The organism is Sorangium sp. So ce726, assembly GCF_051521405.1.
Lineage (GTDB): Bacteria > Myxococcota_A > Polyangia > Polyangiales > Polyangiaceae > Sorangium.
Genome location: NZ_CP150349.1, coordinates 4,832,209 through 4,847,208 on the forward strand (window position 1 = coordinate 4,832,209; position 15,000 = coordinate 4,847,208).

Here is a 15,000-nt window from a genome sequence, read left to right on the forward strand (position 1 = left end):
GCCGGCCTGTGGCGCGGAAAAGGGGCGGTGCGCGCCGGCGCGCGCCGGCGCATGTTTACTGAGGGACGAGGATCTCGCAGGGGAAGTCGAACGAGATCTCCTGCGCGTCCTTGAGCTGCTCGCAGGCGTCGCCGACAAGGACGAGCCGGGTGGCGCTTTCCATCGTCCAGCCGTTCTGTGCGTCGTAGGGCACGGGCGTGCCGTCGAGGAGCACCTGGCCGAGCGACGCGTTGCGGAGGTCGACCTCGATCGAGCCCTGGAGGTCGAACGTGCAGCTCTTGACGCCGGCGATGGCCGCGTTGAGCTCGTCTTCCAGGGAGGACGCGTCGGTGGGGTTCGGCGTGTAGTACGTGGCGGTGCCGCCGACGCTTTCATAGGTGCCTGCGCCGGCGAAGCAATCCTCGTTCGTGCCGCTGCGGGGCCGCTGGACGGGCTGGCCCGCGCCGGCGTTCGCCACGTCCTGCAGGTGCTGCGCGAGCGCGCCCGATCCGAGGCCGAACACGAACGTGCCGATGCCCTGCTCGTAGGCGTCCTGCACCGCGCCGACGACATCGTCGCGCGCGCACACGGCCAGCACGTCATCGCAGCGATCGGGCTCGCCGTCGGTGACGAACAGGATGTACTTGGGGCCGGGCTCCGGGAACGCGAGGAGCTCCGGGACGATCGTCTCGTTGAACGTCATGGCGGTGGGCGTCTCGAGCTTGCCGGGCGGCACCGTGGAGGCCTCGTCGTAGGCGGCGGAAATGGCAGTGTGGTGGTTGATGGCGATGCCGTCGGCCCTCGCGAGCAGCGGGCACTGCCTGTTCTCGATCCCGGTGAACGTCACGAAGCCGAAGCGCACCCTGTCCTGCAGCCTGTCGACGACGTTGAGCACCGCGGTCTTGAGCGGGTTCCAGAAGCCGCTGCCGTACATGCTGCCCGAGCGATCGACGACGATCATCACGGTCGGCGTCTGCGGCTCGAACGTGATGTCGAGCTGCTGGCAGGCGCCGCCGCCGCCGCCCATGCCGCTCGAGCTGTGCGAGCCGGCGAAATCGAGACCCGAGCCGCCTTCTCCGACGGTTGAGCCCGAACCGGAGCCGGGGGCGGCGCCGCCGTCGCCCGCACCACCGCTGCCGCCACTACCACCGCTGCCACCGATGCCGCCGGAGCCCTGGGACGAACTGTCGCCGTCGTTCTTGCCGCCACAGCTCAACGCGACGCCGGTGGCGAGGAGGGCGAGGAGCACGGAAAGCCTGGGAAAGTTAAGGGTACTGCTCATGGAGATTAACGATACACAGGGCAGGACGGCCCGTCTCCGCCATGTAGGGCCCAGGAAGTGGATGTGGCGCGGATGGAAAGTTGCTCGAAACGGCGCGCGTGGCGCTGCCTCTGCGGCGACCCTGGGCGCCGGCCAGCGTTCAGCGCTGCTGTGGGTTCGGAAGCCGCGCTGTACGCGCCCCGGTTCGTGCTACACACGGCGCCCGCATGGACATCCTCTTCGCTGCGTCCGAGATCGCGCCCATCGTCAAGGTCGGCGGCCTGGCCGACGTCGTGTCGTCGCTCTCGAAGGCGCTCCGGCTGCTCGGGCACAAGGTGACGATCGCGCTGCCGCGCTACCAGGCGCTCGACTCGAGCGGGCTGATGATGGCGCGCCGCCTCACCCCGATGCCGCTCGAGGTCGATGCGAAGGTGTCGCCGGGCGGGCCGATCCAGGTGACGCTCTTCGACGGGCGGCTCAGCACGGGCGTGGAGCTCGTCGTCCTCGACGTACCAGGCTTCCATGATCGGCCCGGCATCTACGGCGAGGAGGGGCGCGACTACGAGGACAACGCGCGCCGGTTCTCCCTGTTCTCCCGCGCCGTCGTGGAGCTCGTCCGCCAGCGCGCCCGGTCAGGCTCGCCGTTCGACATCGTCCACGCCCACGACTGGCCCACCGCCATGGTGCCGTACCTGCTCCGCCACCAGCCGTCCGCGCCCGGCCGGACCGTGCTGACCCTCCACAACGCCGCGCACCAGGGCCTCTTCCCGAAGGACGCGCTCCCGTACCTCGGCCTCGATGACGAGCACTTCCGGCCCGAGCGGCTCGAGTTCTACGGCCAGCTCAATTTCCTCAAGGGCGGCATCCTGGCGGCGGACGCGCTCACCACCGTCTCGACCACCTACGCGAACGAGATCCTCACGCCCAAGCAAGGCGAGCGCCTCGACGGCGTGCTCCGCACCCGGACGAACCAGCTGTCCGGCATCGTCAACGGCATCGACTACGCCGTCTGGAACCCGATGACCGATCCGGCCATCATCGCCCGCTACGACGCGGAGGACGTGAGCAACAAGGGCCGCTGCAAGAGCGCGCTCCTCCAGGAGCTCGGGCTCGAGATCCGGCCGGATCGCCCGCTCCTCGTGTCCATCGGCAGGGTGGTCGCACAGAAGGGCAGCGACCTGCTCGCGAACGCCATACCGAAGATCCTGAAGGGCGACGTCAGCGTCGTCGTGGCCGGCGAGGGCGACCCCGAGCTCATGGAGAAGCTCACCGCCGCCGCGGCCAAGGCGCCCGAGCGGGCGAAGTTCCTCGGCGGGGTGAGCGAGGCCGTCGTGCACCGGCTCATGGCCGCGGCCGACCTCGTGGTCGTGCCGTCGCGCTTCGAGCCGTGCGGCCTCGTGCAGCTGTACGCGCAACGCTACGGCGCCGCCCCGGTGGCGTGCAGGACGGGAGGCCTCGTCGACACGATCGTCGACGTCGACGCCGCCCTGGAGACCGGCACGGGGTTCCTGTTCGACAAGCCGACGGCCACCTCGCTGCTCGGCGGCGTGCAGCGCGCCCTCGCGGCCCTCACGTCGCCCCGCTGGCCCGCGGTCCAGCGCCGCATCATGCGCCTCGACCTCGGCTGGGACCGCCCCGCGCGCCGCTACGTCCAGGTCTACCGCCAAGCCCTCGCCAGCTGAGCTCTGCGCTGTCGCCGAACACCGCGCGCGGTCGCTGGGATCCGCGCGCGGCGCCGGGCTCTGCGCGCGGAACGGAAACGGCTCGGGACGCCGTGTGAAGGTGCGGCCCGACCGAGATCAGGTGCCCTCCGCGCGACAACGTGTCGCATTGGCGCGGGGCAGGAGCCGCGCCTATAGGAGCGGCCGTGCTGGCCAGAGCCGTCGCCGGTGTGGTGCTCCTGCTGTCGCTCGCGGTGCACCCGAGGGCCGCGCGCGCGTCGGCCTGCTGCGGGGCGGGCCACGGCATGGCCCAGTGGCTCGCTCCCTCGGAGCGCGCCGCTGCGAGCTTCTCCGCCCGGCTCACGGAGCAGCTCGGGGCGTGGGCGGTGGACGGAGGCTTCGACACGTCCGGCGAGGGCGTCTACCACCGCGAGCTGAGGGCCGAGGCCGGGTGGCTGGTGCGGGCCGGCGATCACCTCCAGCTCGCCGTCTCCGTTCCGATGATGATCACCTGGAGCGGGGTGGGGCTCGGCGCCACGTCGTCCGGCGGCGGGCCGGGTGACCTGGGCGCGGCAGCCAGGATCGCTCTCATCGAGGGCGCGGCGTCGCCGTGGATCCCGTCCGCTGCGTTCACGCTCGGCGTGACGCTCCCGATCGGGCGCGGCCCGAGCACCGGGACGGCGCCGCTCGACGCTGGGGTGAGCGGCGCGACCGGCGCCCGCGCGATGGGCGTCGACATCACGGGCGCCGACACGACCGGCCTCGGGGTGGCCGAGATCCGGCCGGGGATGATCTTCGAGAAGTCGTGGGACTCGTTCCACGCGCTGCTCTCTGCCTCGACCAGCGTCCGCACCAGCTACCGTCTCCCGGACGGCGACACGGCGCGGTCCGCGCCCCGCGTGCAGATCCTCGCCGCGGCGGGGCCCTCGTGGACCTCCGGCGCCTCGCTCACCGTGGGCGCGCTCCACGAGCGCGAGGGCGCGCCGCGCGAGACCGAGCCGGGCCCGGGCCCCCGCAAGTCCATGGGAAAGGAGCGCGTGCGGACAGCGCTGCTCGCCGTGCTGGCCCACGACATCGGCGCGCGCTGGACCGCCGTCGGCAACCTCCAGGTGGATGTGCCGGTCTCCGGGATCGGCCGCAACGAGGGCGCGTTCGCCGCCCTGTCCGCAGGCCTCCGCTACGTGTGGGGAAGACGTGATTGAACCTCGTGAACAGCCTTCGCTGAAGTCACCTCCCAGGCGCCGCGGGGCGGGCGCCCGCGCCGCGCTGATCGCGGCGCTCGCCCTCCTCTCGCCGGCGGGCTGCGGATCCCGGGACGTGGAGCCGGATGACGGCCACCGGCTGGACGTCGGCATGAACGGGCGCATCGAGTTTGCGGTGGAGTCGACCGAGCCGATCAAGCGAGGCTTCAACACCTTCCACGTGCGGCTCACCTGGACCGACTCGCGGGACCCGGTGCAGCGGATCAAGCTCCGCGTCTACGCCAGCATGACGAGCATGGGGCACGGGTCCGCGCACGAGGGCGCGGAGATCGAGCCCGGCGTGTACGAGGTCGCCGACGTGCCCTTCGGGATGGGGGGCCTCTGGGACGTGCAATGCCGGGTCCTGACCTCGTCCCTCATCGACGAGGCGGCATTCGAGTTCGACGTCCACTAGGCTCACGCCTCGTGCGAGCCCCTACAGAACGCTCCGTGCGAGCCCTCCCAGCGCCGACGTGTCACCCCCGCAGCGGGCCAGGCGCGCGGCGGCGTGGCCCCCTCTCGTCCTGCGCGGCGCCGCTGCTCTCGGTCGCGGCGCTGGTCTCGGTCGCGGCGTTCTCCGCGCCGGCCTCGGCCAACGGCCGCTTCCCTGCCGCAGGCCTGATCGCGTCGCACCCGAGCGACCCGTCGCGCCTCATGGTCCGCGCGACCTACGGCCTGCTCGCCACGCACGACGGCGGCGAGCGCTGGCGCTGGATCTGCGAGCCGATCGTCGGCTTCGGCGGGAACGAGGATCCGATGCTCGCCTTCCTCGCCGACGGGACGATCATCGCCGGGGTCTTCGACGGCCTCAGCGCGTCGAAGAACGGCGGCTGCGACTGGTCGTTCGCCCAGGGCGATCTGATGAACCGCTACGTCATCGACCTCTCGGCCGATCGCGAGGACCCCTCCCGTGCCGTGCTCGTCGTCAGCGCAGGGCTCGGGGCGGGTCAGTTCCTGACCCAGCTCTGGGAGACGAGCGACAACGCGGACAGCTGGACGCAGGCCGGCGTCGATCTGCCCGGGGATTTCCTTGCCCACACGGTCGACGCTGCCCCCTCGGAGCGCGCTCGCGTCTACGTGAGCGGCCGCTACGGCGCGCCCGACTACACCGGGGCCCTCCAGCGCACCGACGATCGCGGCGCGACCTGGGAGCGGCTCGACATCCCGGGGAGCGACGACATGCGCCTGCCGTTTCTGGGCGCGATCGATCCCGTCGACCCCGACATCGTCTACGTGCGGCTCGACGGCGATCCGACCGACGCGCTGCTCGTCTCGAAGGACGGAGGGCGCAGCTTCACCACCGCCTTCGAGAGCGCCGGCGACCTCCTCGGGTTCGCGCTCTCGCCGGACGGCGCGACCGTGATCGTGGGCGGGCCCCAGGACGGGATCTGGCGCGCGCCGGCCGCGTCGCTCGAGTTCGAGAAGATCTCGGACGTCGGCGCCCGGTGCTTGACCTGGACCGCCGAGGCGCTCTTCGCCTGCGGCGACGAGTTCGCCGACGGCTTCACGGTGGGACGATCGAGCGACGACGGCGAGAGCTTCTCCGCGCTGCTGCACCTCGACGGGCTCTGCGGGCCGATCGAGTGCGCGCCGGAGAGCGGCGCGGCCTCGACCTGCGATCCGCTGTGGGGTGCGACGGAGCTCACCATCGGCTCCCAGCAGTGCGACGGCGCCGCAGCGACCGGCAGCGGCGGCGGGGGATCCGAGCCGCCGCCAGCGGAGGCGTCGGACGGGTGCGGGTGCAAGATCGGCGCGGGCGCGGCGCGGGGCGAGGACGCCGCGCCGCCCGCCAGCAGCGCGATCGGGTTCGCGCTCGCGGCGGGCGTCGCGGGCGCGCGGCGTCGCAGGCGCGCTCGCTAGCGCGGCGACACGCGCGAGCGAGCGCGCTGGCAGCCGGGAGCGCGAGCGCCGCGGCACACGAGCGAGCGCGACGGCGCAGGCGCGCAGGTGAGCGCGATGACGCGGGCGAGAGCGATGGCGCCTGCGTGCAGGCGAGCGCGACATAACCGCTTATGGAAGGGCGCTCGCATGGCGCAGGGAGAAGGGTACGGACGGAGAGGCCGGACCGACTCGGCGCCGTCCGCAGGAGAGCCGGACGGGCAAGCCGCGGCCTGGTTCGTTTCTGGATCTACGTCCTCGTGGGCTGTCGTAGACTGAGCGTGCCGCGGCTCCGGCCAGCGCGTGAATGGCCCCTAGAGACCTTCCCAGATCGCCGCTCGCCGTCTTCCTGCGCGCCCACAGCGCGGAGATCCTGGAGGCTTGGGAGCGCGCCGAGCGTCGCCGAGCGCCGGGCGAGCAGTCCCCCGGCTATATCGCGCTGCGCGAGGAGCTGCCCTCCATCTTCGCGCGCCTCGCCGAGCGCCTCGAGGCCGCCGTGTCCGCGGCGGCGGCGCCGCCGGGCGACGCGGACCAGGACGCGTGGAGCGGCGTCGAGTCCGTGTCGGTCGAGTTCCCCGAGCCGCTGCTCGGCTTCCGCGTGCTCGACAAGCTCCGCGACGGGTTCGAGCTGGAGGACGTCGCCGCGCAGTACTCGGTGCTGCGCCGCTGCGTGCTCCGGATGCTCGAGCGGACAGGCACGCAGCCGTCGTGGGTCGAGATGACGATCCTGCACGAGGTGCTCGATCAGGTGATCATCGATCCGGCGACGCGGAGCGCCGCGCTCCGCGAGCGCGCGCTCGGCGCGCTCGATCGCGTCTCGGCCGAGGGCATGGGCAACGTCCACATCGATCGGCTGCTGCGGCGGCTGGTCGAGGTGCTCGTCGAGTCGACGCGGTCGGTCGACTGGGCGGTGATGCTGCTGCTCGAGGGTGAGGTGCTGCGGATCCGCGCCGGCATCGGCGTCGACGAGGCGCTGTGGGGCCTGCGCGCCTACAGGCTGGCGGAGGGCTTCGTCGGGCGCGTGGTCCGCGAGCGGCGCCCGGTGGCGCTGCGCTCGGCGGCGCCGGATCCGCTGGCCACCGACGCCGGGGGCGGCGCGGCGGGGCCCGAGTCGGGGGCGCAGAGCGAGCGCCCGAGCGACGCGCTCCACGCGCTCTACGGCGTGCCGATGCTCTCGGAGGGCCGCCTCGTCGGCGTCACGGTCGTGAGCTCCCGCCGCGTGGCGGAGTTCTCCGAGGGCGACCGGCTGCTCTTCAAGAAGGCGGCCGAGCGCGCGGCCGCGCTCGCGACCCAGGCCCAGCTGCGCGAGCAGCTCGCCGCAGAGCGCGGCCGGTTCGAGGCCGCGATCCAGCGGCTCCCGGTCGGCGTGGTCGTCGCGGAGGGGACGTCGGGCGCCATCGCGCTCAACAACCGGCGGTTCGCGGAGATCGTCCGCGGCCCCGAGGAGACCCCGAGCAACGCGCCGGTGCGGACGCTGCTCAGCGAGACCGACGACGACCAGCGCGCGCGCTGGCTGCTCCACCGGGCGCTGCACGGCGGCGAGACGGTCTCTCGCGACGAGATGGAGTTCGTCCGCGCGGACGGAGAGCGCCGCCTCGGGAGCTTCAGTGTGGCCCCCGTGCGCGACGCCGACGGGCGCATCACCGCGGCGGTGATGACGCTCGAGGACGTGACCGAGCTCAGGAAGGCGGAGCGCGCGCGGCAGCTCCTGATCGAGGCGAGCGCGCTGATAGCGGAGTCGCTCGACCACGACGGGACGGTCGAGCAGGTGGTGCGCCTCGGCGGCGAGCGCTTCGCGGACCTCTGCGCGCTCGATCTCGACGACGGCGGGGGTACCCCGCGGCTCGTCGCGTCCGCGCGCCTGCCCGAGGCGCGGGCGCTCCTGCCGAGGCTGCTCAAGCACCCGCCGCTGCTGCTCGGCGACGCCGCGTCGCTGGCCGAGGCGGCGGCCCGCAGGGAGGCGACGCTGATCCCGCTGGTCACCGATCCGTGGCTGCAGCGGATCGCCCGCGGGCCGGAGCACCTCTCGGCGCTGCGAGAGCTCGGCGCCCGCTCGGCGATCCTCGTGCCGCTCGCGGCGCGCGGCCGCAAGCTCGGCCTGCTGAGCCTCTGGACCGTGGAGCGCGAGCTCCGGCAAGACGACACGGGCGTGGCCGCGGAGCTCGGGCGTTTCGCGTCGCTGGCCATCGAGAGCGCGCGGCTGCACGGCGAGGCGGCGCGAGGGCGGTGACGCCGCTCGTACGCGGCGCGCGTGCCTCGGGCGTGCTCGGAAGGCGGCGCCCGCTGGCGGCGTCGGGCTGTCCCTGCCCGCCTTGGTGGTTCGCGTCGGGGTGAGCTCGGCAGTTCGCCGGAGCGAGCCCGGCGGGTTCGTCCCAGGCGACGCGGCGAGGCGCGGGCGAGCGCGCGGCGGCTTGCGTCGCGGGGGTGGATGAGGCGAAGCTCCCGCCCTCGCACACCACTGTATGACCACCACCAACCAAGAACGTCCCCTCGCTGTGCTCGTCGGGGTGCAGCTCCCCGGCGTCGACGATGTCGAGCACGCCGCCGATCTGGCCGAGCTCGGCCGCCTCGTGCACACGCTCGGCTTCGACGTGATCGCGACCGTGTCGCAGCGGCGCAGCGCGCTCGCGGCGGCCGCGGTGCTCGGGGAGGGCAAGCTCAGGGAGCTCGCGGAGCTCACGGGCGGCAGCGGCGTCGTGCCCTCGGGCGCGCCGGAGCGAAAGAACAAGGCGCGCGCGCGCCGGGCCGCCGAGAGCGGTGAGGGGGACGAGGACGACGTCGAACTCGACGGCGACGACGGCGACGACGCGGGCGACGACGGCGGCGCGGGGCCGCGCGCGGGCGGCGCCGGGCAGGCGGCGCGCCGGGCGACGGTCGTGGCGGTCGACCACGACATCTCGCCGAGCCAGGCGCGCAACCTGGAGCGGGCGACGGGCGCGCAGGTGCTCGACCGGGCGGGCGTGATCATCGAGATCTTCCACCGCCACGCGCGGAGCCGGGAGGCGAAGCTCGAGGTCGAGATCGCGCGGCTCAACTACGTCGCGCCGCGGCTCCGGGAGACGGGCGGCGGCGGGGACCGGCAGCGCGGCGGGATCGGCGGCAAGGGCGCCGGCGAGAGCGCGCTCGAGCTCGATCGGCGCAAGATCCGCGACCGCATCGCGGAGCTGAAGGAGGAGCTCGCCGCGGTCCAGCGCGAGCAGACGACGCGCCGCGCGCTCCGGCAAGGGCAGCGCCGCGTCGCGCTGGTCGGCTACACGAACGCGGGGAAGTCGTCGCTGATGCGGGCGCTGACGGGCAGCGAGGTGCTCGTCGCCGACAAGCTCTTCGCGACGCTCGACACGACGGTGCGCGCGCTCCACCCGGAGGTGCGCCCGCGGATCCTCGTCTCGGACACGGTCGGCTTCATCAAGAAGCTGCCGCATGATCTCGTGGCGAGCTTCCGCTCGACGCTGGACGAGGCGCTCGAGGCGTCGCTCCTGCTCTACGTGGCCGACGCGTCGGATCCGACGTTCCGCGATCAGCTCGCGGTGACGCGCGGCGTGCTCTCCGAGATCGGCGCGAGCGAGGTGCCGAGCCGGCTCCTGCTGAACAAGGTGGACCGGCTCTCCGAGGAGGAGCGGGACGCGCTGCGCCTCGAGTTCCCCGAGGCGACGCTGCTGTCGGCGAAGATCCCGGCCGACGTGGCGGCGCTGCGGGAGGCGATCATCGCGTTCTTCGAGCAGTCGATGGTGGAGGCCGAGCTGCTCTTGCCGTACGCGAAGCAGGGCCTCATCGGGGAGATCTACGAGAACGCGCGCGTGCTCTCGGAGGAGTACGACGACGTCGGCGGCCGGCTCTCGGTGCGGGCGCACGCGGCGGCGCTCGATCGGCTGCGCAGCCTGCTCGCGCGCTGAGGGGGCGGCGCTGGCGCGCGTGGCGTCGGCGCGGGCGAGCGGCGTCAGCGCGGGCGGGCGGCGCGGGCGCGCGCGGCGTCAGCGTGCGCGGCGATGGCGCGCGCCTCGTCAGCCTGCAGGCGCTGCCGCCGTCGTCTGCGGCGGCGCAGGACGATGCCGATCGCGAACGCCAGGAGGTGGAGCCCAGCAATCACCGCGACGAGGAGCCACCGCTGCACGCGCCGAGCGTAGCACCGGAGCGCCGGAGCGCGGGCGTCCGGGGCGCGTGGTACGCTCCGCTGTCCGCTGTCGCTCCGCGCCATGAGCTCCTCCACCGACGCCGCGCTCGAAGCGATCGTCCAACGCGGGCTGGAAGCCTACCGCGCGGGGCGGTTCTTCGAGGCGCACGAGCTGTGGGAGTCCGGGTGGCGCGACGAGACGGACCCCGTGAGGAAGACGTTTCTCCAGGGGCTCATCCTCGTCGCGGCGGCCCTGCACAAGCTCACGAGGATGCAGAGCCCACCGGGCGCGTTGCGCCTGCTCGACAAGGCGCGCGCTCGGCTCGCGGGCACGCCTGACGGTATGGGCGGGCTGGCGATCCAGCTGCTCGTCGACGACATCACCCGTGCAGCGGCCGTGATCGAGCAGCTCGTGAGCGGAGAGAGAACCGAGATCGACGCCTCGCTTGTGCCCAGGATGGAGATCGCGGGCGATGTCGCGCCGCCCTCGCCGTCCGGGGCGCGCTCGCGGCCGTGAGCTTCTGACCCGAACGGGCTCCGCAGTCGATATTGCGCTCGTCGCGTGCGACATGGGACGCGGGCGTGACATCGTTTGCCTGAGTGGTGTTCGCGCATGGGAAGCGCCCGTGTGGGGGGATATCGTGGCAGACGGGTACTGTGGAACCGGAGTGGAGGGGACGGCGAGCGCCGAGCCTCGGGCCAAGCTGCAAACCGAAAGGAGCCGCGTGACACGGCGCAAGCAGATCCTGATCGTGGACGACGACCAGGAGATCCGGGAAATGCTCGAGATCACGCTGGAGGAGGAGGGCTATGACGTCCTCTCGGCGAGCGACGGCGAGGCCGCGCTCGCGCTGCTGGAGCGCAACCGGCCGAATCTGATCCTCCTCGACATGCGCATGCCGGTGATGGACGGTTGGGGGTTCGCCCGCGCGTACGCGTCGTGCCCTGGTCCGCGCGCGCCCATCCTCGTGATGACGGCCGCGGTGGACGCCGGCACCTGGGCCCGCGAGGTGGGCGCGTGCGCGTCGGTCGCAAAGCCGTTCGATCTGAACCGCCTGCTCGATTCGATCGCGGCGCACGCGGGGTGCCCGCCCGGCCCGAGCCCGGCCTCCGCCTGAGCACGCCAAGGCCGGGCGCGAGCCCGGCCGAGGTGGAGGCGGATCAGCCGCCCGTGGCGCGGCGCATCGCGCAGAGGAGGTCGCCGCGGCACGGGTCGGAGGGAGCGCGACGGTCGGTCGTGTCCGGCGTCGAGGGGCCAGGCTTGCTGCGCGTCGGCGCGGCTGCGCCCGTGGCCCGCACGCGGTTCTCGGGCGCGCGCCGCGAGGCGACTACGCCGTCGGGCGCGTTCTCAGCGCTGTTGCGCTCGACAGGCGGCGCGATCAGCGTGCGCTCGGCGGGCGCCTCGATGCGCGGGAGCCGCGCCTCGACCGCGCGCGCGGCGGCGGCGAGGCCGGCCGTCGCGCGAGGGCAGGTGGCGGCGGCATCCGGGGCAGAGATGCCCGCCGTGAGGGCCGCGATCGCGGTGGCGCCTGCGAGCAGGACGGCGACCGAGCGGGCGCGCCACGTGCGCGCGGGCGCGTCGAGCGCCGGCGCCTCAGGCACGGGCGCGGGCGCGGGCGGCTCGCCGAACGGGAAGATCGGCAAGAGGTCGAGGACCTGGGGGCGGGCGCCGTCCTCGCCGCCCTTCAGCGCGGTGAGGTCGATCTGCCCCGAGGACGCGTCGCTCTCCTCGCTCGCGGCGCGCGCCGCGGGCGGGGCCGTGACGGCGGCATCCTCCGTGATCGCCGGCGTATCCAGCGAGGGCGCGTCCGGCGAGGGCGCGTCCACCGAGAACGAGACCGATGTGTCTTCTCCCGGGCTGGTGACGGCGGCTCGCGGTTCGTTCCTCCACTCCTCGTGCTGCGTGTACTTCATGGTTGCTCCCGCTTCAGCCGTATCGGTCGAGCGCTGGAGTCGCGCGCCTGCGCCGGCCGGTCGGCGTGTCCTTTCGAGATTTGGACATGCACACGCGCGTGTGCTTGGGCCCGCGCGCGCCCAGGCCCACGCTGATCGGCGGCGATCGCGGGGCGTTGCGAGCGATTCCGCCCCGCGCGCGCGCCGTCGTTCGTCGCGTTCGCCGTGCGCATCGCGTTCGCCGCGCTCGCCGTGTTCGCCGCGACGCACGCGCCTGCTACCGAGGTCGGGGAGCACCTGAAGCGCGCCCGTCGGCGGCGTTCGCGATCTTGCGAGCGGGCTCGTGACGCCCATACTTCGACCGCTCGGATCGCCGAGGGCGTGCAACCGGCGGGCCTCATGACCGCGTGCGCTCGGGGAAGTTGGTTGCGATCGGGGCGTTCCTCGTCGAACAGAAGTTCCCACGCAAACGCGAATCGGATACTTGAGGTGAGATGAAACCCACACGGCTCTTCACGGTTCTGGGGGCGCTGATGTTCCCCCTTGCAGTGGCTCTGGTCACCAGCGGGTGCCCCAAGAAGGAAGAGGACGACGTGCCGCCGGTGCCCTCCGCTCCGCCCGTCGTCCCGACGCCGGCCCCGACGCCGACCCCCACGACGCAGATCGTGCCCGAAGAGGACGCCGGGGCGGACGCGGCAGACGCCGACACGGCGGACGCGGACGCTGGAAAGAAGGTGGTCGGCACGGGCGATCCCAGCGGGATCCGCAAGTGCTGCGCGGCGCTGCGCCAGAACGCGAAGTCGGCCCCGCCCGAGCAGCAGGGCGGCTACCTCGCGGCCGCCTCGGCGTGCGACGGCCTGGCGAACTCGCCGCAGGGGCGGCAAGCGCTCTCGACCCTGCGCGGCCTCCTGCTCGGCGCGCAGATGCCGGCGTCCTGCCAGTAACGGGACGGTCGGGAGGGCGAGCAGCGGTCGGGTGAGCGGCCCCCCCGCTCAGCGTGCCGGATGCATCTGGCGAGCTGGGCTGGTTGTCCGGCTGTCCTGAGGGTGTCGGGGCAGCCGGAGCCATGAGCCGTGCGCGGAGCCATTGGCCGTGCACGGAGCCGTCAGCCGTGCGCGGAGCCGTCAGCCGTGCACGTAGACGAGCGTGCCGCCGCCCTCGATGTTCAGCGCTCCGTGCCACTCGGGCGGGACGGCGGGCTCGGTCCACTCGAAGAGCCAGGCCGCGTCGGCGGGGGCCAGGTTGATGCAGCCGTGGCTGCGCGCCTTGCCGAACTCGTCGTGCCAGTACGCGCCATGCAGCGCGTAACCCCCGTGGAAGTACTGGGTGTACGGCACGTCACGCAGATCGAACGCCTCGGACGCCTCATCGTCGCCGTCCATCGTCGTCGAGACGTGCTTTGCGTGGATGTAGAACGAGCCGCGGACGGTGGCGTCGGTCTCCTCGGGATCGGCCATGCCGCTGCGACCGCTGGAGATGAGCGCCGCGAACACGGGGCGCGTGCCCTCGTAAGCGACGAGCATCTGGCGGCGGATCGAGATGTCGATCCACTTCTTGCCGTCGCGCGCGAAGCCCTGAGGATCCTTGCGCAGCTCGGCGATGACGAGGTGGTCGGCGGCGAGCCATGAGCCCTCGGTGGTCTCGAGCAGGCCCTTGGCCCCGCCACGCGTGCGGCCGGTGAGCACCCAGCCCGAGCGGTGCGGCGCGAGGCCCGCGTCGACGAGCGCGCGGCCCGACGCCGAGGGGCGCTGCCGGGTCGCGCCATGGACGCGGACGAAAGCAGGGGCGCCCTTCAAGGCGGGATCGGACCGGGCATCGGTGCCGGGCGGCGGGGGAGGGAGCTCGTCGGCAGGCAGCTCGGCGATGGAGAAGCTCGCGGTGTCGGCCGGTGGAGCGGCGGCGGGCGTCGGGGCGGCCGAGGACGTGGGGGATGCCGACGACGCCGCGGCGGCCGGGGATGCCGCGTCGGAGGCGCTCGCGGGGACCTCGGCGCCCTCGGCGTCGAGATCCTTGATGATCACGCCGCGCATCGCGCTGAGGCGCGCGGGGCGGGTGCGATCGAGCGGGATGAGGTCGAGCTCGGTCGTGAGGCCGAAGCGGCGGTTGGTCCACTCGAAGGTCGTGATCAGGCCGAAGGCGGAGCTCTCCTTGGTGCGGCCCGTGTGCACGGAGTAGTGGAGCTTCTCCTCGGCGCCGTACGGCTTGGGGAGATCCCGGCCGGCGAGGAGGAACTCCGGCACAGGATCGAGCGGCAATGAAGACGGCGCGACAGCGGCGCGGGCGAGGTGGACGCCGAGCGTGGACCCCTCGACGCGGCGCTGATCCTCGACGGTCGGGAGGCGGAAGTAGAGGTGCGGCGGGGGCGAGCCCGACATGACGTAGAAGTAAGGCACCGGCGCACCACGGCGCGGGCCGCGCACGGCGGCGGCGACCACCTGGTGCTCGAGCGCGAGCGAGGCGCCCTTGCCCACGCAGACGTAACCGCGCGGCGCGATCCGGTACCAACCGCCAGCACATCCGTCGGTGCCCGCAGGGAGCTCGGCCCGCTCGACGACCGCGCCGGCACGCAGGTAGCCGAGCTTCGTCGAGCGCTCGTCGGGAGCGACGTAGATCCAGGTGCGCATCGCGATGCTGGCGATCTTCGCGCCCTGGCCCGGGAGCGTGGCCTCTTTCGAGGAGGGCGATGCGGCGGCCGACGACGCGAGCGACGCAGGAGACACGGCGTCCGGCGCGGCAGACCCGGGAGAGGGGGCCAGCGGTTCGGACGAGGGGAGGCCCGGGGCCGCGAGGGCGGCGCCGGCGGCGAGCGGGGCGGTCGCGTGAGCGGCGCCGGAGCGGTGATCGTTGGTGGCCCTGCCGGGCGGATCCTGGGACGGTGAGCAGGCCGCGGCTGCCAGCATGAGCGCGGAGGCGCCGGTGAAGGCGACGGCGAGAGACTCAGCGCGGAGCAGGGCGCCAGAGAGAGAGCGGGAGGGC

13 protein-coding genes are annotated in these 15,000 nt (G+C 73.4%); 9 read left to right on the forward strand and 4 right to left on the reverse strand.

Features of this window, described 5'->3' with window-relative positions; translation table 11 throughout:
* Positions 1-55: 55 nt before the first annotated feature.
* Positions 56-1,261, reverse strand: a complete 1,206-nt coding sequence (locus WME79_RS18040; RefSeq protein ID WP_437537248.1) for a vWA domain-containing protein — start codon at positions 1,259-1,261, stop codon at positions 56-58.
* 206 nt (positions 1,262-1,467) lie between these two features.
* On the opposite strand from WME79_RS18040, the gene glgA reads away from it, so the two are divergent.
* The 6 genes from glgA to hflX all read left to right on the forward strand — a co-directional run bounded on the left by glgA (position 1,468) and on the right by hflX (position 9,913).
* Positions 1,468-2,922, forward strand: a complete 1,455-nt coding sequence (glgA, locus tag WME79_RS18045) for a glycogen synthase GlgA (RefSeq protein ID WP_437537251.1) — start codon at positions 1,468-1,470, stop codon at positions 2,920-2,922.
* Positions 2,923-3,107: 185 nt separating this feature from the next.
* Positions 3,108-4,103 carry a hypothetical protein gene (locus WME79_RS18050; protein ID WP_437537254.1) on the forward strand — a complete coding sequence of 332 codons (996 nt, stop codon included), beginning with the start codon at positions 3,108-3,110 and terminating at the stop codon, positions 4,101-4,103.
* A complete protein-coding gene (locus tag WME79_RS18055) occupies positions 4,096-4,557 on the forward strand; it encodes a FixH family protein (RefSeq protein WP_437537257.1) in 462 nt (153 codons plus the stop codon). The genes WME79_RS18050 and WME79_RS18055 overlap by 8 nt, the downstream gene beginning before the upstream one ends.
* Positions 4,558-4,592: 35 nt before the next feature.
* Positions 4,593-6,002, forward strand: a complete 1,410-nt coding sequence (locus tag WME79_RS18060) for a WD40/YVTN/BNR-like repeat-containing protein (RefSeq protein WP_437537260.1) — start codon at positions 4,593-4,595, stop codon at positions 6,000-6,002.
* Between the two features lie 325 nt (positions 6,003-6,327).
* Entirely contained in the window at positions 6,328-8,250 is a 1,923-nt protein-coding gene (locus tag WME79_RS18065) for a GAF domain-containing protein (RefSeq protein ID WP_437537263.1), read from the forward strand.
* A 232-nt stretch (positions 8,251-8,482) separates the two neighbouring features.
* Positions 8,483-9,913 (forward strand): GTPase HflX, encoded by a 1,431-nt coding sequence (gene hflX, locus WME79_RS18070; protein ID WP_437537266.1) that lies wholly within the window; start codon positions 8,483-8,485, stop codon positions 9,911-9,913.
* A 44-nt stretch (positions 9,914-9,957) separates the two neighbouring features.
* Here hflX and WME79_RS18075 read toward each other — a convergent pair whose 3' ends face one another.
* Entirely contained in the window at positions 9,958-10,131 is a 174-nt protein-coding gene (locus WME79_RS18075; protein ID WP_437537268.1) for a hypothetical protein, read from the reverse strand.
* 82 nt (positions 10,132-10,213) lie between these two features.
* On the opposite strand from WME79_RS18075, the gene WME79_RS18080 reads away from it, so the two are divergent.
* Positions 10,214-10,648 carry a DUF309 domain-containing protein gene (locus WME79_RS18080; RefSeq protein WP_437537271.1) on the forward strand — a complete coding sequence of 145 codons (435 nt, stop codon included), beginning with the start codon at positions 10,214-10,216 and terminating at the stop codon, positions 10,646-10,648.
* Positions 10,649-10,856: 208 nt separating this feature from the next.
* Positions 10,857-11,249: a response regulator gene (locus WME79_RS18085; protein ID WP_272098384.1), complete on the forward strand. Its 393-nt coding sequence runs from the start codon at positions 10,857-10,859 to the stop codon at positions 11,247-11,249.
* 43 nt (positions 11,250-11,292) lie between these two features.
* Here the strand turns inward: WME79_RS18085 and WME79_RS18090 are convergent, their stop codons facing one another.
* The gene (locus tag WME79_RS18090) at positions 11,293-12,045 is read right to left on the reverse strand and encodes a hypothetical protein (RefSeq protein ID WP_437537274.1); all 753 of its coding nucleotides are present in this window, start codon (positions 12,043-12,045) and stop codon (positions 11,293-11,295) included.
* Between the two features lie 473 nt (positions 12,046-12,518).
* Here WME79_RS18090 and WME79_RS18095 point away from each other — a divergent pair, with 473 nt between their 5' ends.
* Positions 12,519-12,968, forward strand: coding sequence for an acyltransferase (locus WME79_RS18095; protein ID WP_437537276.1), 450 nt, complete (start codon positions 12,519-12,521; stop codon positions 12,966-12,968).
* 180 nt (positions 12,969-13,148) lie between these two features.
* Here the strand turns inward: WME79_RS18095 and WME79_RS18100 are convergent, their stop codons facing one another.
* A complete protein-coding gene (locus WME79_RS18100) occupies positions 13,149-14,924 on the reverse strand; it encodes a L,D-transpeptidase (protein WP_437537279.1) in 1,776 nt (591 codons plus the stop codon).
* Positions 14,925-15,000: the final 76 nt, after the last annotated feature.